The sequence below is a fragment of the Streptomyces actinomycinicus genome (assembly GCF_016741775.1).
GTDB lineage: Bacteria > Actinomycetota > Actinomycetes > Streptomycetales > Streptomycetaceae > Streptomyces > Streptomyces actinomycinicus.
In genome coordinates, this window is sequence record NZ_JAERRK010000002.1 from 599,103 (window position 1) to 625,486 (window position 26,384).

Here is a 26,384-nt window from a genome sequence, read left to right on the forward strand (position 1 = left end):
CCGCTCAGGACACGGCGAACTCGCACCACACGAGTTTCCCCGGCGCACGCTCCCCGACGCCCCACGTGTCACTGAGCGCCGCCACCAGCAGCAGGCCCCGGCCGCCCTCGTCCGGATCGTCCGTGATCCGGGGGGTGCCGGGGCCGCTGTCGTGCACCTCCGCCCGCACGAGGACCCCGTCGTACCGCAGCCGCAGCAGGAACCCCCGGCCCCGCGGCACGCCATGGCACAGCGCATTCGTGGCCAACTCGCTCACGCAGAGCGACAGATCGGCCGACCGGTCCCAGCCGTCCAGCCCCCAGTACCTCAGCGACCACTCCGTGAACCGCCTGGCCGCCGGTACGGAACGCCGGGCCCGGCCGTAGAACTGGTCGCGCTGGTAGGGGAGTTCGATGTGTGCATTCACGGGGCGAATGTCGCGCAGAGTAACTAGGATCGATCAGTGCGTGATCCCGTACAGGGTTTTTGTACGGGTTGCTGCGGGGTGGTGCACGGGCAAGCGTGGGGAGTTCGACAGGCATGACGCCTACACGGAGGAAGAACCAGTCGGCCCTGAGGATGCTGGGCCGACAACTCGCCGCGGCCCGCCGGGCAAAGGGGTTCAGCCAGGCCGGCCTGGCCGCCGCGTTGAAGATGCACGAGGAGACGGTCGCCAGCATCGAGCAGGGCCGGCGCGCGCTGAAACAGGACATCGCCGAGCTGTTCGACGACTTCCTGGACACCAAGGGCACGCTCGCGGCGGGCGTGGCGAACCTGCCGGAGGTCGATCAGTTCCCGTTGTGGGCGGAGGAGTACATCGAGCAGGAACGACAGGCCATCGCGCTTTCCTGGTACGACGCTCTCGTCGTACCAGGTCTGCTCCAGACCGCGGGATACGTACGCGCTCTACTGGGCAACCGAGTTCCCGCCTACGACACCGACGAGCTTGAGACGAAGATCGCGGGACGCGTCGAGCGTCGCGCGATCCTGCACCGCAAGGAGCCGCCGACGCTGAGCTTCGTCATCTGGGAACCCGCCTTGCTCTGGCCCACGGGAGGTCCCGAGATTCACTGCGAACAGCTCCGATTCCTGTGGGAATGCTCGCAACTCCCCTTCGTGTCCTTGCAGGTCCTGCCGTTGAGTCGCCCCCATCACGCTGGAGACGCGGGCCCGTTCGCCCTGCTGGAGAGCCCCGACCACCAGCACTTGGCGTACACCGAGTCCCAACGCGGCAGCCAGTGGGTTTCCGACCCGGATGAGGTCTCCATCCTGGCCCGTAAGTATGCGATGCTGCGGACACAGGCCCTCACTATCGAAGACTCGCGAAGGCTGCTGAACCGTCTGCTAGGAGACCTATGAGCGCCCCACTTCAGTGGTTCAAGTCGACCTATAGCAGCAGCGAGGGCGGCCAGTGCCTGGAAGCGGCCGTTGCCTGGGGGAAGTCGCGGCTCTGCGGGGGCCTCGAGTCCGCCTGTGTCGACGTGGCCGCCCGCTCCGTCCACGTCCGCGACTCGAAGCTGGACCCCTCCCAGGGCCCCACCCTGCGGCTGACGCCCACCGCCTGGGCGGCGTTCACCTCAACCCTGGGCTGAGGCCGGGCCGTTGTCAGTGGCTGCCTCTACAGTCACTGACATGGCGACTCTTCCCAACCCGCTGCCCAAACTGGCCACCGACCCCAGCGGTCGTTCCCTGGGCCTCCGACTGCCGCCCGGCAGACTGGTGGACGAGACGGACGAAGGACTCTGGCACGAGCCTCTGCTGTGGCACGCGGAAAAGGCGTCCGCGCCCGGTACCTGGAAGGCACTGGGCGCGCCGGCGGCCCGGACCGGGCTGTTGCCGGTGCTGGTGGACCTGGCCGGTTGCCGGGTCGGTGTGGAGGACTGGGCGCTGCTGCCCGGAAAGGCGTCGTACCCGGGCGACCACGACGTCGCGGACGTGCTCGCCGAGTACTGGAAAGAGGAGACGGACGGTCACGTCAGCGACGAGATCGCGCCGTTCGACGCCGAGTGGCCGGGGCTCGCTCCGGCCGGTGTGCTGTCGGCCGACCCGGACACCCGTGCCGCACAGGTCGCCGACGCGCTGCACAGCGACCCGGAGGCATGGGCGGAGTGGGTCGAGGAACCGCACCTGGCGCTGGTCCCGGCGCGCCGCTCCGCCGACATACCGGCGGCGATCGGGTGGGCGGGCCCGCTGAACTACGAGGCGGACGTGGCCCGGGTCAGCGCGGTGCTGCGGTCGTGGGAGGACCGCTTCGGCATACGGGTCGTGGCGCTCGGCCTGGACGCCCTGGTGGTGTCCGTCGCGGCACCGCCCGGCACCGTCACCGACGCCGAGGTCCTGGCCGCCGAACACTACGCCCTGTGCCCCAACACCGTGGCGCAGAGCGGCCCGGGAAGCATCGAGGCGTACGCCGAGGAGCTGGTGGGCGCCACCAGCTGGTCCTTCTGGTGGGACTGAGTCAGTCGAAGTCCGCCGCCGGTCGCCACTTCTGACCGCCGAGCGGAAAGGCGTACGCCGGTCGGCCGTTGCTGCCGCTGGTGCGGAACGGGCGGCCGGCGTCGTCGATCACCAGCGTGCCGTGCCGGGCCCCGCTGGACCAGGACAGCTCCAGGTACCAGCTGACGTCGTACGCGGACGCGTCGGCCAGGACATGGAAGACCTCGGGGTCGGACTGGCTCACCTTGAACGGGAAGTTCCGGCCCCCGGCCTCCGGTACCGGCGCGGGGCGCATCGCGTCCAGGGCGACCGTGAAGGAGCGGGTCGGCACACCGCCGCCGCAGCCGACGCCCGGGTAGCCCATGGCGTAGTCGTTCCAGGCGAGCGGGGACCGCTTGCCCGCCATGCGCACGGACAGCCCCTCCAGGACCACGGTCTCCTTGCCGGTGCCCTGCACGGTGAAGGTGACGTACTGCTCCTTCGCCGACACCGCCTTGTGCACGTCCACCCAGGCGGGCGCGTCCTGCTCCAGCGGCGGCGGGGAGACGTCGGACGGCGGCCGGTCGATCAGGTAGTGCGGGGAGCAGGGGCTCTCCCAGGTGTAGGGACGCGTGGTGACCGTGAGGGGCGGGGTCGCCGCCTGGGGCGTCCGCCCGGCACCGGAGACACTCGGCCTGTCCTCGGGTGTGCCGCTGGGCGTGGCGGGGTCTTTGGCGGACGGTGGTGCCGAGGGGGTGGCGGACCCGCTCGGACGGGAGCTGCCGGCCGGCGGGGTCACCGGCGCGTGGTCCCTGGCCGCGGCGCCCACGTCGACGGCCGGGCCCCTGCCGTCCTGCTTCCCGTCCCCGGAGGGCAGGTTCAGGGCGACCGCCACCGTGCCGAGCAGCGCGGTGACGGTGAGAGCGGCGAGAAGAACGGTGCGCCGCCGCCGACGCCGTGACCCGGCTCCCGCCGCCCCCGGCGCCGCCGCAGCCACGGCCCCGGGCACAGGGCCGGACTCGGACACGGGCTCAGCCCCAGACGCAGACCCGGACTCAGGCACAGGCACGGGCAGGGGCACGGGCTCGGATGCAGGCCCGGGCTCGGGCTCGGCCACAGGTCCGGGCACGGACTCGGAGGCGGACTCGGCCGCCGCCCCCGGCTCCCGTACCGGCTCGGGGTCTCTCCTTGCCGGGTCCTTCCGTAGCGGCTCCTTCCGCCCCCTCTCCGCATCCGCCCGCACCCACCGCCGATGCAGCTCCACCAGCTCCTCGGGCGTGGCCTTGCACAGCCGGGCGAGCCGCTCCACGGGCGCGTAGTCGGCCGGTACGCCGTCCCCGTTGCAGTAGCGGTGGAGCGTGGACGTACTCAGGTGGAGCCGTTTGGCGAGCGTGCCGTAACTCTGCCCGGAGCGGTTCTTCAACTCCCGCAGCAGCTCGGCGAAATCGCTCCCGGACCTGCCCTCCGACACCGTTCCCCCATCCCCCTCGTCCCACCCCGGCGTCCCAGGGAGGGCTCGTTTGCACAGGTCAAGGCCGGTCCAGGCATTCCAGCGTCCCGGATCACCGGCAGATCCTGGCGGCCGGGACGAACCCGCCCACAGGCTGTTGGTCATCCAAGCACGACAACCGGCCCAGCCCGAAAGAGGACTTGCCATGCGTATGCGCCATATCCGTCTGCTCGCCGCGACCGGCACCGCCGTCGCCGCCCTCGCGCTCACGGCGTGCGGCAGCGGGACGGGTACCGAGGACGAGGGCGCCTCCCGGCCGACGACACCGTCGGCCGGAGCGGAGCAAGCGGCGTCACAGACGCCCGGGGCTGCGGCCGGCGACACCGGGGACCGTACGGCGAAGGGCACGCCCGTGACCCGCACCCACGCGCCCGGCGCCCGGCCGAGCGCCTCCGCCGGCCACAGCACGAAGGGCACCGGCACCGGCAGCAGCACCGGCAGGTCCGTGGTGCTGTGCAACGGCACGAACACCACCGTCACCGCCCGGCCGCTCGCCCGGCCCCTCAACCACATGCTGCTCACGGTGAAGAACACCAGCCGCAAGACCTGCGAGCTGCCCTACTACCCGGTGCTGCGGTTCGACGAGATGCAGTGGGTGCCGCAGGCGGACGAGGACACCCAGCCGCAGGCCGTGGTCACCCTCGCGCCCGGCGAGTCGGGGTACGCGATGGCGCTGCTGTCGGCCGCCGACGGCAGCGGCACCGGCGGCAGGACCGCCCACAAACTGACCCTGGCCTTCCAGGGCTACACCCCGAACAGCAGCGGCGGCCCGTCCGCGACCCCGGCCCTGCCCGCCAAGGGCGTCTTCTACGACAGCGCACTGAAGGTCACGTACTGGCAGCAGGACCTCGGCCTCATCAGCGGCTGGTGAGCGACGCGCCGGCTAGCGCAGCTTCTGGGCCACCTCGGTGGCCCAGTAGGTGAGGATGTTCCGCGCGCCGGCCCGCTTGATGCCGGTCAGCGACTCGAAGATGGCCCGGTCCCGGTCCACCCAGCCCTTCTCGGCGGCGGCCTCGACCATCGAGTACTCGCCGGAGATCTGGTACGCGGCGACGGGCACGTCCACGCTGTCCGCGACCCGGGCGAGAACGTCGAGGTACGGGCCGGCCGGCTTGACCATCACCATGTCGGCGCCCTCGGCCAGGTCCAGCTCCAGCTCGCGCAGGGACTCGCGCCAGTTGGCCGGGTCCTGCTGGTACGTCTTGCGGTCACCCTGCAGCGAGGAGGCGACGGCCTCGCGGAAGGGGCCGTAGAAGGCGGAGGAGTACTTGGCCGTGTAGGCGAGGATCGCCACGTCCTCGCGGCCGATCTGGTCGAGCGCGTCGCGGACGACGCCGATCTGGCCGTCCATCATCCCGCTGGGACCGACGACGTGGGCGCCGGCGTCGGCCTGCACCTGGGCCATCTCGGCGTACCGCTCAAGGGTGGCGTCGTTGTCGACCCGGCCCTCGGCGTCCAGCACCCCGCAGTGCCCGTGGTCGGTGAACTCGTCCAGGCAGAGGTCGGACATGACGAGCAGGTCGTCGCCGACCTCGGCACGGACGTCGCGCAGGGCGAGCTGAAGGATGCCGTCCGGGTCGGTGCCGACCGTCCCCAGGGCGTCCTTCTTGGCGTCCTCCGGCACGCCGAACAGCATGATCCCGGAGATCCCGGCCTCCACGGCCTCGGCCGCGGCCTTCTTCAGGCTGTCCCGGGTGTGCTGCACGACCCCGGGCATCGCCGCGACCGGCACCGGCTCGCTGACGCCCTCCCGGACGAACGCCGGGAGGATGAAGTCGGCGGGGTGCAAGCGCGTCTCGGCGACCATCCGCCGCATGACAGGCGTGGTCCGCAGCCGCCGGGGACGCGTACCGGGGAAGGATCCGTACTTCGTCATGCCTTCTACGCTACGCCCGCACGCGGGCTCCTCTTGCCGACTGCCTGTCGACCGGGGCGGTCCGCTCGCCACGCCCGGAAAAGGGTGAACCCACGCCCGGGGAAAGAGGAGCCCGCGCCCGGAAAGAGGCCCCATGCCCCCTGCGCCCACGCCCGTCCGTGTCACGCTCGCCCACGTCCGTCCGGGCCCGGCCGGGCTCAGCCGCGCCCGGCCGGGCCCGCCGGTGCTCAGGGGGTGAAGTGCCGCCAGGCGAGGACGGTCGGCTTCGCGCCCCTGGACTGCGTGAACTGGTACGGGTCGTAGACGACGTACAGCCTGTTCCCGGCCCCCCGGGGCGCCCCCAGTCCGACCGCGTCGGGGCTGAAGCCGGCGGAGGTCGCGGGGTGGCGCACGTCGGCCAGGGCGTAACCGCTGATCGCCCAGGTGACGAGCCGGTTCCCGGTGATCCAGTCGACCTCGTAGAAGCCGTTCACCGGGGCGCCCACGTCGACCGGCCGGGTCCTGCCGCCGATCGTCAGGACCCGGATGCGCCCGGTCTCGTCGGCGGCGCGCGGGAAGTACGCGATGCGCCCGCCGTGGACGGCGAAGCCGCCGCTGCCCGTGAAGCGGGCCACCCGGCGCGGCTGCACCGGGCTGCGCAGCCCCAAGCGGTAGGTGGTGCGGGTGCTCGCGCCGCCGTCGGGGGTGAGCGTGCCCTCGGTGAGGTACAGGGCGCCGCCGTCGACGTCGAGCCGGCCCCGGGTGGACCGGCTCAGCAGCCGTTCGGGCCTCGGCGCGCCCCCGGTCCAGCGGAAGACGCCGTACTTACCGGCCGTGGTCCCCTGTTCCCACACGAAGGTCCTGCCGTCCGCCAACGGGTGCGGCACGAGGCTCTGGTGCCCCGGTTGCGCCGACCGGGCGATCAGGCGGGGCTTGCCCGAGGAGAGCGGCTGGGCGTACAGGCGCCAGCGGAAGCAGTCGGCGGTGGCGGAGGCCGGCTGGCCGCACGCGGTGCCGTCGAGTTGCCGGCTCTCCACGTGCAGCAGCCAACCACCGCCGAGGACGGGGTTGTTCGCGGTCCAGCCGGAACCGACCTGCGGGAAGCGCCGGACCCGGCCGGTGCCCGAGTCCACGACCCAGGTCTCGGCCGCCCCACCGCGGGTCCTGGCCGGCGGTACGGCCATGAGGACGAGGTGCTTTCCGGTGGCGGTCACGCCGGAGCCGTCGATGTTCCAGCCCCTGGGCATGGCGAGGCTGCCGTCGGGCCGGAGCTTCGCCAGCGCCCGCGGCACCGGGGTGACCGCCTTCAGGCGGACCGGGGCCGGCGCCGAGGCGGCCGGGCCCGTGGTTCCCGCGGTGCCGCTGTCGCACCCCGCGGTCAGCAGTGCCGCCGCCGCGCACAGCAGCGGCAGCAGCCGGGAGCGCAGGGTCATCACCACACCAGCTCGTTGGTGGCCTTGCCGTCGCTGCCGTACCTGGCGTTCATCGCGGCGTACACGTACTTCCTGTTGACCACGTGCCGGCCGTACAGGACGTCCGCGTCGGCCGGGTCGAAGTACTTGATCGAGACACCGTCGCTGCCGTAGCCGTACAGCGTGATGAAGTGCAGGCCGTGGTAGCCGTTGCTGCTCCACAGGGGCAGCGAGTGGCCCTGAACCAGCGGGATCAGGGGTGCCTTGTACTTGTGCACGTCGGTCTTGACCTGGCCGAAGAGGAACTTCGCGCTGGTGGTGATCCGGTTGTCGACGTACGGGTTCCGGCCCTGGGCGTGGTTCAGGACGATCGGGATGTCGTGGGCGTACGTGCCGTTCCTGTCGGTCTTCATGGCGCTGGCCAGGGTGGACTGCGACTTGGTGACGCCGAAGGCGGTGAGGGCGGCACGCCCGGCGGCGGGGCCGCACCAGTACGGCTTCTGCTGCATCTGGGTGGTGATGCCGAGGGTCGTGTAGGTGAGGGACGCGGCCGCGGCGGGGTCGGGGTCGGCGTCGTCGTCCGGGGTGGAGGCCAGGTAGGCCGCCATGGCGGCGACCTTGGCGATGGGTGTGGCCTCGGAGCTGTCGGACCCGGTCTCGTCCGCGAGTGCGCCGGATATCGCGCTGGAGGTGGCCATCTCCGTGGCGGCGGGGTCGGTGTCGTCCGCGTCCTCGGCGGCGAAGGCGGGGCCGGTGGCGAGACCGGCGGTGAGCAGGCCCGCGGCCAGGGCCGAGGCGAGGGCGAGGCGGCGGCGCTTGCCCTTGGACACGGTGCGGTGGTCGGCTCCGTGCGTCATGGTGTGTTCCCCCTTGGTCGTCGATCAACAGTTGTTGATCTAGGTCAAGAGGAAGTGAACGCGTTCACATGCCCGCGCCGCCATTGGCCTCCAGGCCAGTTACTGCCGGTAAGTCACCCGAGCAGGCCGCCGATCTGGGCCAGCACGACCGCGCAGGCGATCTCGACCCTGCTGGTCGCCTCCAACTGCCGCAGAACGCCGGCGACATGGGCCCGCACGGTCCTGGGGCTGATGAACAGCTTCGAGGCGATCTGCGGATCGGACAACCCCCCGGCCACCAGCTCGGCGACCTCCCGCTGCCGCGAACTGAGCCCCGGCAGCAGCCGCGCCCGGCGCTGATGCCCGGCGACTATGCCGACCAGCGGCAACTCCTCGCACCCCACGATCCTCGACCCCCCGTCGAGCAGCCCTCATGGCATGGACATCCCAAAAGATACCGCCCCAAACCCCGGAACCCCCGCTTCAGCCGTAAAAAACGCCCACCCACCAGCCGAGCGGGTCGGATGGTGGGTGGGCGAGGTACGCAGGGGGCAGCCCCCCGGTCGGTTCAGGTCGTCGAGCGGCGCCTGCGGGCCCCTGGACGGCGTTCGCTCGGCCGCGTCACCGGATCACCGGCTTCCACCGCCGCCGCACGCCGCTTCATCCCGAAGTCGGCCAGCGCCTCCGCGAGCTTGTGCACGGACGGCTCCGGCGCCATGACGTCCACCCGGAGCCCGTGCTCCTCGGCGGTCTTCGCCGTCGCCGGACCGATGCACGCGATCACCGTCACGTTGTGCGGCTTGCCCGCGATACCGACCAGGTTCCGGACCGTCGACGAGGACGTGAAGAGCACCGCGTCGAAGCCACCGCCCTTGATCGCCTCGCGGGTCTCGGCCGGCGGCGGCGAGGCACGGACCGTCCGGTAGGCGGTCACGTCGTCGACCTCCCAGCCCAGCTCGATGAGCCCGGCGACCAGGGTCTCGGTGGCGATGTCCGCCCGGGGGAGGAACACGCGGTCGATCGGGTCGAACACCGGGTCGTACGGCGGCCAGTCCTCCAGGAGACCCGCCGCGGACTGCTCACCGCTCGGCACCAGGTCCGGCTTCACGCCGAAGGCGACCAGCGCCCTGGCGGTCTGCTCGCCCACCGCGGCCACCTTGATGCCCGCGAAGGCGCGCGCGTCGAGACCGTACTCCTCGAACTTCTCCCGCACCGCCTTCACCGCGTTGACCGACGTGAAGGCGATCCACTCGTAGCGGCCGGTCACCAGGCCCTTGACGGCCCGTTCCATCTGCTGCGGGGTGCGCGGGGGCTCCACCGCGATGGTCGGGACCTCGTGCGGCACGGCACCGTAGGACCGCAGTTGGTCGGAGAGCGACGCCGCCTGCTCCTTCGTACGCGGCACGAGCACCTTCCAGCCGAACAGCGGCTTGGACTCGAACCACGACAGCTGGTCGCGCCGGGCGGCGGCGGAACGCTCGCCGACCACGGCTATCACCGGCCGGCCGCCGTCCGGCGACGGCAGCACCTTCGCCTGCTTCAGCGTCTGCGCGATGGTGCCGAGCGTCGCCGTCCAGGTGCGCTGACGGGTCGTCGTACCGGCGACCGTCACCGTCAGCGGCGTGTCCGGCTTGCGGCCCGCGGAGACCAGCTCGGCCGCCGCGGCGGCCACGGAGTCCAGGGTCGTCGACACGACCACCGTCCCGTCCGAGGCGCCCACCTCCGTCCAGCACCGGTCGGAGGCGGTCCGGGCGTCCACGAACCGGACGTCCGCACCTTCGGCGTCCCGCAGCGGAACACCGGCGTACGCGGGCACGCCGACCGCCGCCGCGACACCGGGGACGACCTCGAAGGGCACCCCGGCGGCGGCGCAGGCGAGCATTTCCTCCGCCGCGTACGTATCAAGTCCCGGGTCCCCGGACACCGCACGGACGACCCGCCTGCCGCCCCGCGCAGCCTCCATGACAAGATGAGCGGCATCCCGGGCAGCAGCCGGGACAGCGGCGGGTGTTGACGTGCCGTCGACAACCGTCAGCTGGGGCGTGCCCGTGCCCGGCGGCGAGACCGAGGAGGGATCGGCGTCCGTCTGCACGACGGAGACGCCCTGTCGGGCGTGTGTCCGGATCACGTCGAGCACCTCGTGCTCGGCGACCAGGACATCCGCGTGCGACAGCGCCTCCACGGCGCGCAGAGTCAGCAGTCCCGGATCCCCGGGTCCGGCACCGAGGAAGGTGACGTGCCCGTGTTCCGGACCGGCGGGAAGGGTGGTGGGGCTCAATGTGCTCGCTCCCCCATCAGACCGGCCGCGCCCTGGGCGAGCATCTCGGTGGCGAGTTCGCGACCGAGTGCCCACGCCTGGTCGTGCGTCTGGGGCACGGGACCGGTGGTGGACAGCTGCACCATGCGCGTGCCGTCGGTCGTGCCGACGACGCCACGCAGGCGCATTTCCTTGACAAACTGGCCGTCGGCCTGGGAGCCCCCTCGCTCGAGCGGAGCCGAGAGGGGGGGAAGGTCGGCCAGCGCGCCCACAGGTGCGCTGCAACCGGCCTCCAGGGCGGCGAGCAGTGACCGCTCGGCGGTGACGGCGACCCGCGTGAACGGGTCGTCGAGTTCGCCGAGCGCGGCGATCAGGGCCGCGTTGTCCGCGGCACACTCGATCGCCAGGGCCCCCTGGCCGGGGGCGGGCAGAACCGTGTCGACCGACAGGAAGTCGGTCACCTCGTCGATCCGGCCGATCCGGTTGAGGCCGGCGGCGGCCAGCACGACCGCGTCCAGTTCACCGTCCTGGACGTATCCGATCCTCGTGTCGACGTTGCCGCGGATCGCGACGGTCTCGATGTCCAGGCCGTGGGCGCGGGCGTACGCGTTCAGCTGCGCCATGCGACGCGGCGAACCGGTGCCGATGCGCGCCCCGCGCGGCAGGTCGGTGAACTTCAGCGCGTCGCGGGCGATGAGCACGTCCCGCGGGTCCTCACGCGGCGGTACGGCCGCCAGGACCAGTTCCGCGGGCTGTGCGGTCGGCAGGTCCTTGAGCGAATGAACCGCGAAGTCGACCTCGCCCTTCAGCAGCGCGTCGCGCAGCGCCGTGACGAACACGCCGGTGCCGCCGATCTGCGCGAGGTTCTCGCGGGAGACGTCGCCGTACGTGGTGATCTCGACCAGCTCGACGGGCCGCCCGGTCACCTGGTGGACGGCCTCCGCCACCTGCCCGGACTGGGCCATGGCGAGCTTGCTGCGCCGGGTCCCCAGCCTCAGTGCCTTCTCAGTCATGCCGGTCGGTCCTTCGTTTCTGTGCTGTCCACGGCCCGGGAGACGGAGGCGACCGTCTCCGGGTCGAGGTCGAACAGGGTGCGCAGCGCGTCCGCGTACCCGGCGCCGCCGGGCTCGGCCGCGAGCTGCTTGACCCGTACGGTCGGCGCGTGCAGCAGCTTGTCCACGACCCGGTGGACGGCCTGCCGGATCTCGCCGCGCTGGCGTTCGTCCAGGTCGGGCAGGCGGCCGTCGAGCCGCGCGATCTCACTGGCGACCACATCGGCGGCCATGGTGCGCAGCGCGACCACGGTCGGCGTGATGTGTGCCGCCCGCTGCGCCGCCCCGAAGGCCGCGACCTCGTCGGAGACGATACGCCGGACCTGGTCCACGTCGGCCGCCATCGGCGCGTCGGCGGAGGCCTCGGCCAGCGACTCGATGTCGACCAGGCGCACCCCGGCCAGCCGGTGCACGGCCGCGTCGATGTCGCGGGGCATGGCCAGGTCGAGGAGGAAGACGAAGGGCGCGGGGCGCTCGGCCACCGGCTCCGGCTTGCGCCGCTCGGGGATCCGGCCGACGCTGGCGGCGGTCGCGGCGAGCGCGGTGATCAGCTCGGCGTCCGCCTCGGGGGTGCGGCGGTCCCGGCGGTCGGTGACCCCTCCCGCCGGCTCCCGGCTCCGCCCGAGCCGGGAAGTGCCTCCGCCGGCCCACGCCGCGTGCTGCTCCAGGGTGGCCGCGTCCATGCCGGCCACGGCGGCCTCGCCCATGAGCGAGAAGCCGGGCTGTACGGCGGCGAGGTCGAGCGGGCAGTTCTCCTCGCCGCCGGCGCCGGTGGCCGGCAGCGGGGCCTTGCCGGCCGTGCGAGCGGTGTCGGCCGGGGCGGCGGGCGCGGTGATCTCGGCGGCGGGGGCGCCGGTCCGGCCCTCGACCGCCTGCGCGACCGCCTCCGCGGTGAGCACCAGACCGGTCGCGCCGGTGCAGGAGACGACGACGTCGGCACGTGTCAGCTCGTGCCGCACCGCCGCCATCTCCACCGCGCGGGCGGTGACGGCCGCCGTGTCGTCGCCGTCGGTCAGTATCTGGGCGAGCCGCTCGGCGCGCTCGAAGGTGCGGTTGGCGACGACGACCTCGGCGACACCGGCGCGCGCGAGCGTGGCCGCGGCCAGGGACGACATCGATCCGGCGCCGATGACCAGCGCCTTCTTGCCGGCGGCCCAGTCCTGGACGGCACCGCCGGCGGCCAGCTGCTCCAGGCCGAAGGTGACCAGGGACTGCCCTGCGCGGTCGATCCCGGTCTCGGAGTGGGCGCGCTTGCCGACCCGCAGGGCCTGCTGGAACAGGTCGTTCAGCAGCTTGCCGGCGCTGTGCAGCTCCTGGGCGCGGGCCAGGGAGTCCTTGATCTGTCCGAGGATCTGCCCCTCGCCGACGACCATCGAGTCGAGCCCGCAGGCCACCGAGAACAGGTGGTGGACCGCCCGGTCCTCGTAGTGCACGTACAGATAGGGCGTCAGCTCTTCCAGGCCGACCCCGCTGTGCTGGGCGAGCAGCGTGGACAGCTCGGCGACGCCGGCGTGGAACTTGTCCACGTCGGCGTACAGCTCGATGCGGTTGCAGGTGGCCAGCACCGCGGCCTCGGTGGCGGGCTCGGCGGCGACCGTGTCCTGGACCAGCTTGTTCTGGGCGTCCGTGCTCAGCGCGGCCCGCTCCAGCACGCTGACCGGGGCACTGCGGTGGCTCAGCCCGACGACGAGGAGACTCATGCCGGCATCACGGCGGGGACGTCCCCGTCGGGCCCCTGGTCGGCGGAGTCGTCGCGCGTGGCGGCGGGCAGCGCGGCGTCGCCCGCGGCGGTCTCCTCGCCGGCCTTGCGCTGCTCGTGGAAGGCGAGGATCTGCAGCTCGATGGAGAGGTCGACCTTGCGCACGTCGACGCCGTCCGGGACGGACAGCACGGTCGGCGCGAAGTTGAGGATGGACGTCACACCGGCGGCCACGAGCCGGTCGCAGACCTGCTGGGCGGCACCGGCGGGGGTGGCGATCACACCGATCGACACGCCGTTGTCCTTGATGATCTTCTCGAGGTCGTCGGTGTGCTGCACGGGGATGCCGGCGACGGGCTTCCCGGCCATCGCCGGGTCGGCGTCGATGAGCGCGGCCACCCGGAAGCCGCGGGAGGCGAAGCCGCCGTAGTTGGCGAGGGCCGCGCCGAGGTTACCGATACCGACGATGACAACCGGCCAGTCCTGGGTCAGGCCGAGTTCACGGGAGATCTGGTAGACGAGATACTCCACGTCGTAGCCGACACCGCGCGTTCCGTAGGAGCCCAGGTAGGAGAAGTCCTTGCGCAGCTTGGCGGAGTTGACCCCCGCCGCCGCGGCCAGCTCCTCGGAGGAGACCGTGGGGACCGAGCGCTCCGACAGTGCGGTCAGGGCTCGGAGGTACAGCGGAAGCCGGGCGACGGTGGCCTCGGGAATCCCTCGGCTGCGGGTCGCCGGTCGGTGTGTTCGGCCAGTTGCCACGGTGCTCCTGCGGGTAGAGCGGGGCTGCAGGCGGTTCGTTCCCAGACCGCCCCATCGACAGCAGGCTATGTCTTTGTGAACGCGTGCACAAAGATGGTGTCCGATTTGCCCGGCAGAAGTGACCGGGGTCACGCGCCGTTCGCGCGCTCGCCCGGAACCGGCGCATACACACCGGCGTTCCTTCATTACTGGGGGCAAAGCCGCACACTCTCCTCACGAACCCCGCCCCCGAGACCAAACCACCGTCGATCCTAAGCGACTTTCCGGTCGGTTTGGACTAGTCGGTCAGTGCCCGGCGCAGTCGCTCCTCGTTCACGCGCCAGAAGGTGTGCTGTTCACCGTCGACGAGTACGACCGGGATCTGCTCCCAGTAGCGGTCGTGGAGTTCCCGGTCCTCGGTGATGTCCTCGGACACCCACGGCACGCCGAGGTCGCCGCAGACTTTTTCGATCACCAGCTGCGCGTCGTCGCACAGGTGGCAGCCCGGCTTGCGGATCAGGGTGACCAGCCGCTCGCGGGGCTCGGTCCTGCGTCGGAAGAGGGGACTCATACCGGCCATTCTCGCGCGCTCCACGCCCATTCCGGATCGCCTCTTTAACGGTCCCGACGCGCAGAGTTCACAGCTTGCCAACCTCTCGACTCCGGAACCACCGAACAGACTGGCTATGCTCACGTCATGGCCGCTCTCGGATGGCTCACTCCCCGTAGGCGCTCCGCCACCGCGCGCAGCGTGCTGGCAGGCGAGGCCTCGGCGGAGGCTGCCCGCAAGTCCTCGCAGGAGGCCCCGCAGGTCACGCCGGAGGAACCGGTGTTCCCGGTGATCGGCGACGACAAGGCGGCCGCCTTCTTCGACCTCGACAACACGGTGATGCAGGGCGCCGCGCTCTTCCACTTCGGCCGGGGACTGTACAAGCGGAAGTTCTTCGAGACCCGCGACCTCGCCAGGTTCGCCTGGCAGCAGGCGTGGTTCCGGCTGGCCGGCGTCGAGGACCCCGAGCACATGCAGGACGCCCGCGACTCGGCCCTGTCGATCGTCAAGGGCCACCGGGTGGCCGAACTCGAGACGATCGGCGAGGAGATCTACGACGAGTACATGGCCGACCGGATCTGGCCCGGCACCCGCGCCCTCGCCCAGGCCCACCTGGACGCCGGCCAGAAGGTGTGGCTGGTCACGGCGGCCCCCGTCGAGATCGCCCAGGTCATCGCCCGGCGCCTCGGCCTGACCGGCGCCCTCGGCACGGTCGCCGAGTCGGTCGACGGCGTCTACACCGGCAAGCTGGTCGGCGAGCCGCTGCACGGCCCCGCGAAGGCCGAGGCGGTACGCGCCCTGGCCGCCGCCGAGGGCCTCGACCTCACCCGGTGCGCGGCCTACAGCGACAGCCACAACGACATCCCGATGCTGTCCCTGGTGGGCCACCCCTACGCCATCAACCCCGACGCCAAGCTCCGCAGGCACGCCCGCGAGAAGGACTGGCGGCTGCGCGACTACCGCACCGGCCGCAAGGCGGCGAAGGTGGGCATCCCGGCGGCGGCCGGCGTGGGTGCGGTCGCCGGTGGCACCGCGGCCGCGATCGCCCTGAGCCGCCGCCGCCGATAGTTCCGGCGTTCGGGTCCGGAGTCCCAGTGTCCGGGCCCGGAGTTCCCGTGTTCGGGTCCGGAGTTCCGGCGTTCGAGTCCGGATCATCGGCGCACACCCGCGGACCGGTGCCGGAGACGGGGCGGTCCGCGACGTTCACGCAGCTCCCCGCGCCCCTCCCCGGGCGCCGCCCGCGCGCTCTTTGAACGATGCATGTACATCACCTTTTTCAACACGCCCCGCACTTCACCGAAACACGCCTTTTTCCGGTCAACAAGCGATCAGCTTGCGGAACTTGACCTGGCATCAAACGATTACAGAAGCGACGCAATCGATGATTTGAGCAACTCGGTGTAGCAGTGCCTGCACGAAGCGTTATTCTCCTCAGACGCAAACCGGTACCCCTCCGTCGCTACGACGGGTGAAAGGTCCCGCACTGCACGTGATGGAAGCTCTGCCTCTGGGAGTCCCGTGTACCCACACGTCGGGGTTGACGCCTCGGGCCTGGCTACGCTGCGCGCAACGGTCGCAACGGTCAAGGAGACGCTGCGCGTCTTCGCCCCCACCGCGTACGCCGTCCCCGCCTTCGCCGCCGCGCCCGTAGGCCCGTGCTACGCACTGGCCGACGGCAGCGCCGCCGTCGGCAGACGAGGACGCGCCACCGGCCCGGCCACCACCCGCCGCCCGGCCGCCGACAGCGACAGCGCCCGGATGATGGATCTGGTCGAACGCGCCCAGGCCGGCGAGGCCGAGGCCTTCGGGCGGCTCTACGACCAGTACAGCGACACCGTGTACCGGTACATCTACTACCGCGTCGGCGGCCGCGCGACCGCCGAGGACCTCACGAGCGAGACCTTTCTGCGGGCGCTGCGCAGGATCGGCACCTTCACCTGGCAGGGCCGGGACTTCGGCGCCTGGCTGGTCACGATCGCCCGGAACCTCGTCGCCGACCACTTCAAGTCGAGCCGGTTCCGGCTGGAGGTCACCACCGGCGAGATGCTCGACGCCAACGAGGTCGAACGCTCCCCGGAGGACTCCGTCCTGGAGTCGCTGTCCAACGCCGCGCTGCTCGACGCCGTACGCCGGCTCAACCCGCAGCAGCAGGAGTGCGTCACGCTCCGCTTCCTCCAGGGCCTCTCGGTCGCCGAGACCGCCCGGGTGATGGGCAAGAACGAGGGCGCCATCAAGACCCTCCAGTACCGCGCCGTACGCACGCTCGCCCGCCTGCTGCCGGACGACGCCCGCTGAGCACGGCAACCGAGAGCGACACCCAACTCACGTTCCGTGTACGCCGGTTGCCTTTCTGAGCCGATCGTCCGCCGTCCGTAACCCAAGTGCCGCGCCAGTCGTTGTGCGGGATACAGGCTCCCTGTGGTCACGTCCTGGCCGACCCTGATCGCTCGATCGAGTGGAAGTGGTCGTGGGCGTGCAACCCTCAGGACCCCCTGGGGAGTCGACCGTCATGACGAGAGGAGGTGCCGCCAGTGATCGCGAACGTATCGGCACACCGGCGGGCGAACGCCTTCGCCCAGGCCCTGGAGGAGCAGTCCGACCGGGACACGGCGGCCGAGCAGTCCGCAGCAGCGGCGGGTTCACCGCCGACGCACGGGGACCAGACCGGCCAGGGCGATCTGCTGGCCCTGGCCGCGGGTCTCGGCGCGCTGCCCAAGCCGCAGCTCGACCCCGAGGTCAAGGTCGTGCAGCGGGCCCAGCTGGTGGCCGCCATGGAGGCCATGCTCCAAGAGGGAACCGGGGCGGCGGATGCGTCGGTGCCGGAACAGCGGTCCCACCGGGCCAGGGGCGCGCACCGGGCGAGCCCACTGGGCAAGTTCCGCCCGCGTACGAGGCTGACCAAGGGGCTCGCGGCAGGCGGGCTGAGCGTCGGCGTGGCCGCCGGGGCCTTCGGCGGGGTCGCAGCCGCCAGCTCCGACGCTCTGCCCGGCGACTCGCTGTACGGCCTGAAGCGTGGCATCGAGGACTTCAAGCTCAACTACCTGACCGACGGCGACGACCAGCGCGGCCAGACCTACCTCGACCAGGCCTCCACCCGGCTCAGCGAGGCCCGGCGGCTGCTCGAGCGCGGCCGCGGTGGCCACCTCGACCACGAGTCCATCGGCGAGATCCGCCGCACCCTGTCCGGGATGCAGCACGACGTCACCGAGGGCCATCGGCTGCTGCACGCGGCCTATGAGGCGGACCCGGACTCGCTCGGCCCCATCCAGGCCCTGTCCAGCTTCTCGCGGTCCCACCGCGAGGCCTGGTCCGCGCTCAGCGACAAGCTGCCGGTGCAGCTCGGCGACGTCAAACAGCAGGTCTCGTCGGTCCTCGACGCCATAGACGAAGAGGTCGCCCCGCTGCAGTCCCTGCTCCCGCAGCCACCCGCCCCGTCCGGCGGCGGCCAGCGGCAGAGCGGCTCCGGCACGGCGTCCACCGGCTCCTCCGGCGGGCACCGGCCCAGCTCGCCCAGCTCCTCGGGCCACACCCCGTCCACCGGCAAACACACCGGCAGCGGCACCCCGAGCGGTCCGGCCACCGGCAGCAGCGGCGACGGCCTGATCGGCGGCGACACCGGCGGCCTCCTCGACCCGCCGAAGATCGGCTCCGACGGCAGCTCCCCGTCCGCCGGCAAGTCCCCGTCCGCACAGCCGGACGTCACCATCCCGCCGCTCATCCCGGACCTGCTGCCGGGCCTGGGCATCGACAGCGAGGACGACGACTAGCCGCACGACGTCCACGACGACCGGGGGCACCCCACCCGAGCGGGGCGCCCCCGGACCCGTCACCGGACAAGCGCGCCGGCCTCCGGCCGACGGCTCCAGCCGACCGGACGCCCCACGGACGCCCCCGGCCATCACTCGTTCAGAAGAACACCGGCCGCGGCTGCACCAGCAACTCGTTCAGAAGAACACCGACCGCGGCTGCACCAGCAACTCGCTCAGAAGAACACCGACCGCCGCTGCACCAGCAACTTGTAGAGGGTGTGCTGGATCTGCTCCCGCACCTGGTCGGTCAGGTTGAACATCAGCATCGGGTCCTCGGCCGCCTCCGGCGGATAGCCGTCCGTCGGGATCGGCTCGCCGAACTGGATCGTCCACTTGGTCGGGAGCGGGATCGCCCCCAGCGGCCCCAGCCACGGGAACGTCGGCGTCAGCGGGAAGTACGGGAAGCCCAGCAGCCGGGCCAGCGTCTTGGCGTTGCCGATCATCGGGTAGATCTCCTCGGCACCGACGATCGAGCAGGGGATGATCGGCGCCCCCTGGCGCAGGGCCGTGGAGACGAACCCGCCGCGGCCGAACCGCTGGAGCTTGTAGCGCTCGCCGAAAGGTTTCCCGATGCCCTTGAAGCCCTCCGGCATCACCCCGACCAGCTCGCCCTGCGCCAGCAGCCGCCCCGCGTCCTCCGCACAGGCGAGGGTGTGCCCCAGCTTGCGGGCCAGCTCGTTGACCACCGGCAGCACGAACACCAGGTCGGCCGCCAGCAGCCGCAGATGACGGCCGGCGGGATGCTGGTCGTGCACCGCCACCTGCATCATCAGACCGTCCAGCGGCAGCGTGCCGGAATGGTTGGCGACGATCAGCGCCCCGCCCTCGGCCGGGATGTTCTCGATGCCCTTCACCTCGACCCGGAAGTACTTCTCGTACACCGGCCGCAGCAGCGACATCAGGACCTGGTCGGTCAGCTCCTCGTCGTACCCGAAGTCGTCGACCTCGTAGTCCCCGGACAGCCGGCGCCGCAGGAAGGCCAGCCCGGCCGCCACACGCCGCTCCAGGCCGCCGTCCCGCCCGTCGGCGCCCTGCTGCTCCAGCGGCTCCTCCTCGCGGCTCACAGGCCCATCATGCTGCGCCTGCGCCCGGCTCGGCAGGGGCTGGACCTCACCCATCTCGCCCGTCTCCCCGAGCGCCCCGCGCCGGCCGGCCCCGCCCCGGCGCCGCGCCGGGCGCTGCGCGGCGCTCCCGCGGGACCGGTCGTCGTCGAACGGAATGACCTTGGCGTCCGCCATCGTTGCCGCTCTCCTCAATTGGCGCTGTGCGTCTGCGGGTGGTGGCCGGCCGCCCTCGCGGTCAGCGTGGCGATCCGGTCGACGGCCCCCGCCAGGGCCTCCGGCGGCAGCAGCCCGGGGCCCTGGCTGCGCGCGAAGTCCTCGAACGTCTCCGCGGTCGTGTACTTGGGCGCGAACCCCAGCGTCTCGCGCATCTGGTCCGTGGCCACCACCCGGCCGTGGGTGAGCAGCCGGATCTGCTCCGGCGAGAAGTCCGTCATACCCAGCGTACGGACCAGGGAGCCGGCCCAGGTGACCGCCGGCAGCAACAGCGGCACCGTGGGCCGCCCGAGCCGCCGCGAGCACTGCGAGAGCAGCAGGACACCGTCGCCGGCGATGTTGAACGTGCCGCTGTTGAGGGTGCCCCGGCGCGGCTCGTGCGAGGCGGTCCGCAGCACCTCGATGACGTCGTCCTCGTGCACGAACTGCAGCCGCGGGTCGTAACCGAACACCGTCGGCAGCACGGGCAGGCAGAAGTACGAGGCGAGCGGGGTGTCCGCGGTCGGCCCGAGGATGTTCGCGAACCGCAGCACGCACACGGCGACGTCCGGGCGCCGCCGCGCGAACCCGCGCACGTACCCCTCGACCTCGACGGTGTCCTTGGCGAAACCGCCGCTGGGCAGGGACTTCGGCGGGGTCGTCTCGGTGAACACGGCCGGATCCCGGGGCGCCGACCCGTACACGTTCGTACTGGACTTCACCACCAGCCGCTGCACGGCCGGCGACTTCTGGCAGGCGCCGAGCAGCTGCATGGTGCCGATGACGTTGGTCTCCTTGACCGTGGCCCGGCTGCCGCTGCCCAGGGCCGTCCCCGTCACGTCCATGTGGACCACGGTGTCGGCGCCCGTCTCGGCGAGCACCCGGGCGATGGTCGGCTGCCGGATGTCGGCCTGGATGAAGTCGGCCCCGCCCAGATGGTGTGCCGGGGGCACCGCGTCCACGGCGATCACCCGGTCGACCTCCGGGTCCCGCTGGATCCGCCGCACGAACCGGCCGCCCAGTTGCCGGGCCACTCCGGTGACGAGCACGACCTTCCCCAAGATCAGCGCCTTCCTTCCCGCGTACCGGTATCCCGCGTTCCCCGTGTGCGGCCAACCTAGCGGTTCGATGTTGCGCTGTGATGACCGCCGATGCCCGAGGCGACGGAATTTCCCCCATCGGTATATGCCTGTGGCCCCCCACCACTGCTGGTGGGGGGCCACAGGGCCACGCTCTCGCTGCGCCGCTTACTTCTTGTTACGACGCTGAACGCGCGTGCGCTTGAGCAGCTTGCGGTGCTTCTTCTTGGCCATCCGCTTGCGCCGCTTCTTGATAACAGAGCCCACGACTACCCTCGCTCACTTCTCATCACTCGGTTGTTTGGGCGCCATGGGCCCACACGACCTACGAGGGGCTAGCCTACCCAACCGAGCGCTGAGGTCGTAATCGAGGGGGTACCCCCAGGTCACCCGGGGGTTGCCGTCAGGCCGTCTCCACCCCCACATAGCTGTCGCGGAGGTACTCGTGGACCGCTTGCTCGGGGACGCGGAAGGACCGCCCCACCCGGATCGCGGGCAGATGACCGCTGTGCACCAGCCGGTACACGGTCATCTTCGACACTCGCATCACCGAGGCGACCTCCGCCACGGTAAGGAACTGAACCTCGTTCAGAGGCCTCTCGCCAGCTGCAGCCATGACACACCTGAACCTTCCGCACTCGACGGCCACCGGCTTCCCCTTCCGGTGACTCTTCGTCGTTGCGTGCTCACTCCCCAGACTAGGGGCGGGTGATGCGAGTGGGGAAGAGGTGCACCCATCGGCGGCCTACTGTGACAGACAGGCTCGATTGAGCACGTAGCGGGTGAGCGGCCGGTAGTGAGCAGACCGCACTGCGTCATCAACCGGAACGACGACGGACACCCGCCCCTCCGCCTCCCCCACGAACAGCGCGGGATCATCCGTGTCCGCCAGCCCGATGGCCTCGAACCCCAGCTGACCAGCACCGCAGACCCACCCGTGGTCGCCGACGACCAGCTCGGGCAGGGGCCCGCCGGCCGCCGCGGCGGCATCCAGCGCGACCCGAACCGGCAGCGGCGAATGGCTGTGCGCACCCGGCTCACAACCGGGGCGCTCGCTCTCCGGTTCCCGCACCAGGGCAACCCCTCGTACGTAGTCGAGGCGATGGGTACGTAGACCGAACTGGGTCAATATGTCGACACAGCGACCCTGCGCCGGGGTGAGCACCTCACACCCCGACGCCGAGAGGGCGTCCGCCAAGCCGGCGTAGAAACCGAGCAGCCGGTGCGGGTGCCCGGTGCCGAACAGCACGGGCGCACCACACCGGGCCGCCTCCCGGATCCGCCCCGCGAAGGCGTCCAGCGCGGCGATGGTCCGCTCCGGATCGATCACATCAGGTCCGGTCGTGCACCGAGGATCGGCCGAGACCCCGCACCGCTCCGCCATCAGCCCGAGCAACTCCCGCTGTCCCCACACCCCTTCCGGGTCGATCCCGATCAGCACCCGGGGATCCCGCGCGGCGAACAGCCGGTAACTCCGCAGACTCGCCTCCCGCGAGGTCGCCACCACCCCGGCCAGCCGGGAAGCCACCAGATGCGCACGGAGACGAGCGGGGGTCGACACGGCTGCGATGCTGGCCCATCAACCCCGAAGGCAGGACGAAAACACCCAAAATCCCCACGATCGGCCTAACGAACCCCACGTCCGAGACCCGACGGCACAGAGGACGGAGCCCCCTGGGTGTGCCGGCGCCTTCTTGGCCGACCGAGTCGTCTGGTCGGTGCCTCATTGACCGACCGAGTCGGGTGATCGGTGCCTTCTTGGCCGACCGAGTCGGGTGGTGGGTGGGCGAGGCCCGGGGGTCCGGGGGGCGGAGCCCCCCGGGGGTGTCGGTGCCTTTTCGGCCGACCGAGTCGGGTGGTGGGTGGGCGAGGCCCGGGGGTCCGGGGGGCGGAGCCCCCTGGGTGGCTCAGGGCAGCAACCCCCGCAGCGGAAACGCGGCCCGCCGAGCCGCCAGCACGGCCTGATCAACGCGGTCCGCCGGATCGTACCCGGCCTCCCACTCACCGTACGACACCGGCCACCGCCCATCCGTCATCCGCTGCGGCCCCAACTGCCGGGTCCGAGCGAACACTTCCTGCCGCCACCCTTCAGGAATCATCGCCTCCGGAGCCACCGGCTTCCCCGCCGCGATCCCCACCAGATGCGTCCACGACCGCGGTACGACGTCCACCACCGCGTACCCGCCCCCGCCCAGCGCGACCCACTTCCCGCCCGCGTACTCGTGCGCCAGCTCATGACACGCCACCTGCACCGCCCGCTGGGCGTCCAGCGACACGGCCAGATGGGCCAGCGGATCCTCGAAGTGCGTGTCCGCCCCGTGCTGGGAGACGAGCACCTGTGGCCGGAACTCAGCGAGCAGCTCCGGCACCACGGCGTGGAACGCCCGCACCCAGCCCGCGTCCCCGGTCCCGGCCGGCAGCGCCACGTTCACCGCGGCCCCCTCCCCCGCACCCGCCCCGGTCTCCTGCGGCCACCCGGTCTGCGGGAACAACGTACGGGGATGCTCGTGCAAGGAGATCGTCAGCACCCGCGGGTCCTCCCAGAACGCCGCCTGCACCCCGTCCCCGTGGTGCACGTCGACGTCCACGTAGGCGACCCGTTCGGCCCCCAGCTCCAGCAGCCGGGCGATCGCGAGCGACGCGTCGTTGTAGATGCAGAACCCCGACGCCCCGCCCGGCATCGCATGGTGCAGCCCGCCCGCGAAGTTCACGGCGTGATCGGCGGCCCCCCGCCACACCGCCTCGGCCGCCCCCACCGACTGACCCGCGATCAGCGCGGAGACCTCGTGCATCCCGGCGAACGCGGGATCGTCGAGCGTACCGAGGCCGTACGACGTGTCGGCCCCCGCCGGATCCGCGGACGCGGCCTTCACGGCGTCGATGTAGTCCTCCCGGTGGACCAGCCGGAGCGTGGATTCGCCGGCCGGTTTCGCCGCGACGACATCCAGTTCCCGGTCCAGCCCGAAGGCGCCGACCAGTTTCCGGGTCAGTTCCAGCCGTACGGGGTCCATCGGATGGTTCGGGCCGAAGTCATAGCCCGTTACTGCCTCGTCCCACATCAACTGTGCGCGGCCGCTCATGCCCGCCACCGTATCGGTCCGGTTGAGCGGCGAACGACCTGGCGTACCCCAGTGTCACCAGCACCAACACCATCGGCACCAGCATGGCTCCCCGGTAGCTCCAGGCGTCCCCGAGGGCACCCACCAACGGCGAACCGATCAGGAAGCCGACGTAGTTGAAGATGTTCAGCCGTGCGACGGCCGCGTCCGAGGCGTTCGGGAAGAGCCGCCCCGCCGCCGCGAAGGTCTGGGGCACCAGCACGCACAGCCCCAGCCCCAGCAGGGTGAAGCCGAGCATCCCGGCCCACGCGCCGGGCGCCACGGCCACCACCGCGAACCCGCCGGCCGCCACCAGCGCCCCGAGCCGTACGACCGTGACGGCCCCGAACCGCCGCACGCCCAGGTCCCCGACGGTCCGTCCCACCAGCGTCGTCACCATGTACACGTTGTACGGCACGGTCGCGAGCTGCTCCGAGCTGCCCAGCACGTCCTTCAGGTACTTCGCGCTCCAGTTGGAGACCGTCGAGTCCCCGATGTAGGCGAAGGTCATCACCAGGCACAACGGCAGCAGCACCTTGAAGACGACGCCCCCGCCCCACACCTGACCTCCCGCCAGGCCCTCGACCGGGCCCCCCGCCAGGCCCCCCGACGGGTCCTCCGCCGGGTTCTCCGCCGGGCCCTCTGCCCGGCTCGCCGCCCGGCTCGCCGTCTCCGACTGACCGTCGACGTACCAGCGGCTCCCCACCAGCGCCGCCGGCAGCAGCAGGGCCACCACGGGCAGGTACGACTCCCACAGCGCGAGATGCCAGTGCGCCCCCGCCCAGGCCAGCGAGGCACCCACGATCCCGCCCAGGCTGTAGACGGCGTGAAAGCCGAGCATGATGCTGCGCCCGTACGACCGCTGCAGGCTCACCCCGAGCATGTTCATGGACGCGTCCAGCGCCCCCACGGCCAGGCCGAAGACGCCCAGCGCCACCGCCAGCGCCGCCACCTGCCCCTGCCCGCCCGCCCCGACGCCGAGCAGCGCCAGCAGCACCACCGGCTGGGACCAGCGCAGCAGCCGGCTGGGCCGTATCCGCTTCACCAGATGCTCGGTGGTCACACTGCCGACCCCGGCGAGGACCGGTACGGCCGCCAGGAAGACCGGCAGCAGGGCGTCGGAGACGCCGTACCGGTCCTGGACGGCCGGGATCCGCGTGACGAGCAGGGCGAACGCGGCGCCCTGGGCGAAGAAGCTGAACGCCAGCGAGGCCCTACCGCGCCGCAGCACATCAGTCATGGCGGCGAGCGTAGGGCCCCTGGCTACCTGTGGGTAGATCCAGCCAAAGATGAATTCCCTTCAGCTTTAGCCGGGCGGTACGCCGGTCAGGCGGCGACGGCCACGGCCGGACGCTCGGCCGGGCAGGCCTCCGCCTCGGCCGCCAGCATGTGCTCCATCGGCCCGGCCGCCAGCGCACCGCCGGCCACGAATCCGATCACCATGGCTCCGATCAGGATGACGTTGCCGAGCCACACCATGGTGTCCACGGGGACGGTGTAGGCACCCACCGCCCGGGCGACGCACTCGGCCAGCAGCACCACGCCCCAGACCACGGAGAACACCCGCTCCTTGCGCCGGAAGGCCTGGGCCCTGGCCCCCGTCCCGGCCACCAGCCGCTGCCAGGCGGCCTCCTTCGCCGCATCGCCCTTGACCAGGAAGGGCTTCATGCCGGCGGTCATCATCGGCTTGCCGAGCGCGACGGAGACCAGGATCCCGATGGCGACCGTGCTGCTGACCGCGCTGTCCTTGGCGAGCATCAGTCGCGGGTCACCCGAGACGAAGCTCAGCAGCAGCGACATCACGTTGACGACCAGGATGAGGCCGGCCAGCCCGTTGGTGTTGCGCTCCCTGACCACGCTCCACCCCGTGCGCACGGCCGGCACCACGCTGCTCCAGGCGAGCGCCGCGAAGGTGCTCATCCCGAAGGCGTCCTTGAAGAGGTAGTACGAGCCGAGCGGCACGGCCACGTCGATGAGCAGCGGCTTGAAGTTGTCCAGCACGCTCGGCGTCCGGTCCTGCTGCTTGCCTCGGCCCTGGGCCCCCGTGTTCTCCGTCATGCCCTCAGCTTCGCCGCTGAGGGGGGTCCGCCAGTAGAAACGAACGTCCGCAGGTCCGCATGACAATTGTCAGTCCGCTGCGGATGGCCCCTGTCATTTCAGCAGGTCGGTCAACTTCCGCGGGTCGTCGAAGAGTCGGCCGGCGTCGGCGCCGGCGCGCAGCAGCCGGTCCGGGGGTGTCATGGCGGTGAACCCGTAGACGTCCATTCCGGCCTCTCGCCCCGCCAGCACGCCGAGCGGCGAGTCCTCGATGACCGCACACCGCTCGGGCGCGACGCCCATCCGCTCGGCCGTGTGCAGGAAGAGATCGGGCCACGGCTTCCCGCGCCCCACGTCCTCCGAGCTGAAGACCCGGTCTTCTCCGAACCACCGGTCGAGCCCCGTGGTCCGGTGCCCCACCCGGATCCGCGCATGGCTCCCGGAGGAGGCCACGCAGTACGGCACCCCTTCCGCGGCCAGTTCCTCCAGTACTCCGGTGATGCCGGCCACCGGCTTCAGGTCACGCTCGAAGGCGGCGAACACGCGCGTGTGGAAGACGTCGTCGAAGTCGTCCGGGAGGCGCTGTCCCGTGCGTTCCAGGACCAGTTCGTGGATCCGGTGCATGGCCGATCCCATGTAGTCCCGGATCGAGTCCTCGTAGCTGGTCGGGTGGCCCAGCTCGGTCAGATAGGCGGCCAGGAGCCGGTTGGATATGGGTTCGCTGTCCACGAGGACACCGTCGTTGTCGAAGATCACAAGGTCATAGCGCATGCCGTCGAGCCTAAAGGGCCCGGCATGTTGA

The 26,384-nt window shown here is 71.6% G+C and carries 27 protein-coding genes; 7 read left to right on the forward strand and 20 right to left on the reverse strand.

Annotation, left to right across the window (positions count from 1 at the left end; all coding sequences use genetic code 11):
* Nucleotides 1–4: 4 nt before the first annotated feature.
* Entirely contained in the window at nucleotides 5–406 is a 402-nt protein-coding gene (locus tag JK359_RS06805; RefSeq protein WP_201832663.1) for an ATP-binding protein, read from the reverse strand.
* Between the two features lie 113 nt (nucleotides 407–519).
* Here JK359_RS06805 and JK359_RS06810 point away from each other — a divergent pair, with 113 nt between their 5' ends.
* From JK359_RS06810 to JK359_RS06820, 3 genes are read left to right on the forward strand one after another with little or no spacing between them, the layout of a single operon-like run.
* Complete coding sequence (locus tag JK359_RS06810; protein ID WP_236677330.1) at nucleotides 520–1,338, forward strand: helix-turn-helix domain-containing protein; 819 nt, start codon at nucleotides 520–522, stop codon at nucleotides 1,336–1,338.
* Entirely contained in the window at nucleotides 1,335–1,571 is a 237-nt protein-coding gene (locus JK359_RS06815; protein WP_201832665.1) for a DUF397 domain-containing protein, read from the forward strand. The genes JK359_RS06810 and JK359_RS06815 overlap by 4 nt, the downstream gene beginning before the upstream one ends.
* A gap of 40 nt (nucleotides 1,572–1,611) precedes the next feature.
* On the forward strand, nucleotides 1,612–2,436 hold the full coding sequence (locus JK359_RS06820; protein WP_201832667.1) for a DUF4253 domain-containing protein: 825 nt from the start codon (nucleotides 1,612–1,614) through the stop codon (nucleotides 2,434–2,436).
* Nucleotide 2,437: 1 nt separating this feature from the next.
* Here JK359_RS06820 and JK359_RS06825 read toward each other — a convergent pair whose 3' ends face one another.
* On the reverse strand, nucleotides 2,438–3,865 hold the full coding sequence (locus JK359_RS06825; RefSeq protein ID WP_307787991.1) for a helix-turn-helix domain-containing protein: 1,428 nt from the start codon (nucleotides 3,863–3,865) through the stop codon (nucleotides 2,438–2,440).
* A gap of 184 nt (nucleotides 3,866–4,049) precedes the next feature.
* On the opposite strand from JK359_RS06825, the gene JK359_RS06830 reads away from it, so the two are divergent.
* Entirely contained in the window at nucleotides 4,050–4,775 is a 726-nt protein-coding gene (locus JK359_RS06830; protein ID WP_443729073.1) for a DUF4232 domain-containing protein, read from the forward strand.
* Nucleotides 4,776–4,787: 12 nt separating this feature from the next.
* On the opposite strand, the gene hemB is transcribed toward JK359_RS06830, so the two are convergent.
* The 9 genes from hemB to JK359_RS06875 form a co-directional block, all read right to left on the reverse strand.
* On the reverse strand, nucleotides 4,788–5,780 hold the full coding sequence (gene hemB, locus JK359_RS06835) for a porphobilinogen synthase (RefSeq protein WP_201832670.1): 993 nt from the start codon (nucleotides 5,778–5,780) through the stop codon (nucleotides 4,788–4,790).
* Nucleotides 5,781–6,007: 227 nt separating this feature from the next.
* Nucleotides 6,008–7,192, reverse strand: coding sequence for a hypothetical protein (locus JK359_RS06840; protein ID WP_201832672.1), 1,185 nt, complete (start codon nucleotides 7,190–7,192; stop codon nucleotides 6,008–6,010).
* The gene (locus JK359_RS06845; protein WP_201832674.1) at nucleotides 7,192–8,028 is read right to left on the reverse strand and encodes a C39 family peptidase; all 837 of its coding nucleotides are present in this window, start codon (nucleotides 8,026–8,028) and stop codon (nucleotides 7,192–7,194) included. Before JK359_RS06845 ends, JK359_RS06840 begins: the two co-directional genes overlap by 1 nt.
* Nucleotides 8,029–8,141: 113 nt before the next feature.
* Entirely contained in the window at nucleotides 8,142–8,411 is a 270-nt protein-coding gene (locus tag JK359_RS39795; RefSeq protein WP_201832682.1) for a helix-turn-helix domain-containing protein, read from the reverse strand.
* 164 nt (nucleotides 8,412–8,575) lie between these two features.
* A complete protein-coding gene (locus JK359_RS06855) occupies nucleotides 8,576–10,285 on the reverse strand; it encodes a bifunctional uroporphyrinogen-III C-methyltransferase/uroporphyrinogen-III synthase (protein ID WP_201832684.1) in 1,710 nt (569 codons plus the stop codon).
* The gene (hemC, locus tag JK359_RS06860; RefSeq protein ID WP_201832693.1) at nucleotides 10,282–11,277 is read right to left on the reverse strand and encodes a hydroxymethylbilane synthase; all 996 of its coding nucleotides are present in this window, start codon (nucleotides 11,275–11,277) and stop codon (nucleotides 10,282–10,284) included. The genes JK359_RS06855 and hemC overlap by 4 nt, the downstream gene beginning before the upstream one ends.
* A complete protein-coding gene (locus tag JK359_RS06865) occupies nucleotides 11,274–13,016 on the reverse strand; it encodes a glutamyl-tRNA reductase (RefSeq protein WP_201832701.1) in 1,743 nt (580 codons plus the stop codon). Before JK359_RS06865 ends, hemC begins: the two co-directional genes overlap by 4 nt.
* Nucleotides 13,013–13,774 (reverse strand): redox-sensing transcriptional repressor Rex, encoded by a 762-nt coding sequence (locus tag JK359_RS06870; protein WP_201832703.1) that lies wholly within the window; start codon nucleotides 13,772–13,774, stop codon nucleotides 13,013–13,015. Before JK359_RS06870 ends, JK359_RS06865 begins: the two co-directional genes overlap by 4 nt.
* A 277-nt stretch (nucleotides 13,775–14,051) precedes the next feature.
* Nucleotides 14,052–14,333, reverse strand: coding sequence for a glutaredoxin family protein (locus JK359_RS06875; RefSeq protein ID WP_201832705.1), 282 nt, complete (start codon nucleotides 14,331–14,333; stop codon nucleotides 14,052–14,054).
* Nucleotides 14,334–14,450: 117 nt separating this feature from the next.
* Between JK359_RS06875 and JK359_RS06880 the strand changes: the two genes are divergently transcribed.
* From JK359_RS06880 to JK359_RS06890, 3 genes are all read left to right on the forward strand, one after another.
* Nucleotides 14,451–15,371, forward strand: a complete 921-nt coding sequence (locus tag JK359_RS06880) for an HAD family hydrolase (RefSeq protein ID WP_201832707.1) — start codon at nucleotides 14,451–14,453, stop codon at nucleotides 15,369–15,371.
* A gap of 450 nt (nucleotides 15,372–15,821) precedes the next feature.
* Complete coding sequence (locus tag JK359_RS06885) at nucleotides 15,822–16,598, forward strand: ECF subfamily RNA polymerase sigma factor, BldN family (RefSeq protein WP_201832709.1); 777 nt, start codon at nucleotides 15,822–15,824, stop codon at nucleotides 16,596–16,598.
* A 236-nt stretch (nucleotides 16,599–16,834) separates the two neighbouring features.
* Nucleotides 16,835–18,070: a DUF5667 domain-containing protein gene (locus JK359_RS06890; protein ID WP_201832711.1), complete on the forward strand. Its 1,236-nt coding sequence runs from the start codon at nucleotides 16,835–16,837 to the stop codon at nucleotides 18,068–18,070.
* A 215-nt stretch (nucleotides 18,071–18,285) separates the two neighbouring features.
* Here the strand turns inward: JK359_RS06890 and JK359_RS06895 are convergent, their stop codons facing one another.
* From JK359_RS06895 to JK359_RS06935, 9 genes are all read right to left on the reverse strand, one after another.
* On the reverse strand, nucleotides 18,286–19,350 hold the full coding sequence (locus JK359_RS06895) for a lysophospholipid acyltransferase family protein (RefSeq protein WP_201832712.1): 1,065 nt from the start codon (nucleotides 19,348–19,350) through the stop codon (nucleotides 18,286–18,288).
* A gap of 14 nt (nucleotides 19,351–19,364) precedes the next feature.
* A complete protein-coding gene (locus JK359_RS06900; protein ID WP_201832714.1) occupies nucleotides 19,365–20,429 on the reverse strand; it encodes an NAD-dependent epimerase/dehydratase family protein in 1,065 nt (354 codons plus the stop codon).
* Nucleotides 20,430–20,615: 186 nt separating this feature from the next.
* Nucleotides 20,616–20,714, reverse strand: coding sequence for a 30S ribosomal protein bS22 (locus JK359_RS06905; RefSeq protein WP_003948845.1), 99 nt, complete (start codon nucleotides 20,712–20,714; stop codon nucleotides 20,616–20,618).
* A 136-nt stretch (nucleotides 20,715–20,850) separates the two neighbouring features.
* Complete coding sequence (locus tag JK359_RS06910) at nucleotides 20,851–21,063, reverse strand: helix-turn-helix domain-containing protein (protein WP_121791081.1); 213 nt, start codon at nucleotides 21,061–21,063, stop codon at nucleotides 20,851–20,853.
* A 129-nt stretch (nucleotides 21,064–21,192) separates the two neighbouring features.
* Nucleotides 21,193–22,008: a phosphatase gene (locus tag JK359_RS06915; RefSeq protein ID WP_201832716.1), complete on the reverse strand. Its 816-nt coding sequence runs from the start codon at nucleotides 22,006–22,008 to the stop codon at nucleotides 21,193–21,195.
* A gap of 346 nt (nucleotides 22,009–22,354) precedes the next feature.
* Nucleotides 22,355–23,527 (reverse strand): acetoin utilization protein AcuC, encoded by a 1,173-nt coding sequence (locus JK359_RS06920; protein WP_201832718.1) that lies wholly within the window; start codon nucleotides 23,525–23,527, stop codon nucleotides 22,355–22,357.
* Nucleotides 23,478–24,785, reverse strand: coding sequence for an MFS transporter (locus JK359_RS06925; RefSeq protein WP_201832720.1), 1,308 nt, complete (start codon nucleotides 24,783–24,785; stop codon nucleotides 23,478–23,480). The genes JK359_RS06920 and JK359_RS06925 overlap by 50 nt, the downstream gene beginning before the upstream one ends.
* Before the next feature lie 86 nt (nucleotides 24,786–24,871).
* Entirely contained in the window at nucleotides 24,872–25,603 is a 732-nt protein-coding gene (locus tag JK359_RS06930) for a VC0807 family protein (protein WP_201832722.1), read from the reverse strand.
* Between the two features lie 93 nt (nucleotides 25,604–25,696).
* Nucleotides 25,697–26,353, reverse strand: a complete 657-nt coding sequence (locus tag JK359_RS06935) for an HAD family hydrolase (protein WP_201832724.1) — start codon at nucleotides 26,351–26,353, stop codon at nucleotides 25,697–25,699.
* Nucleotides 26,354–26,384 lie beyond the last annotated feature (31 nt).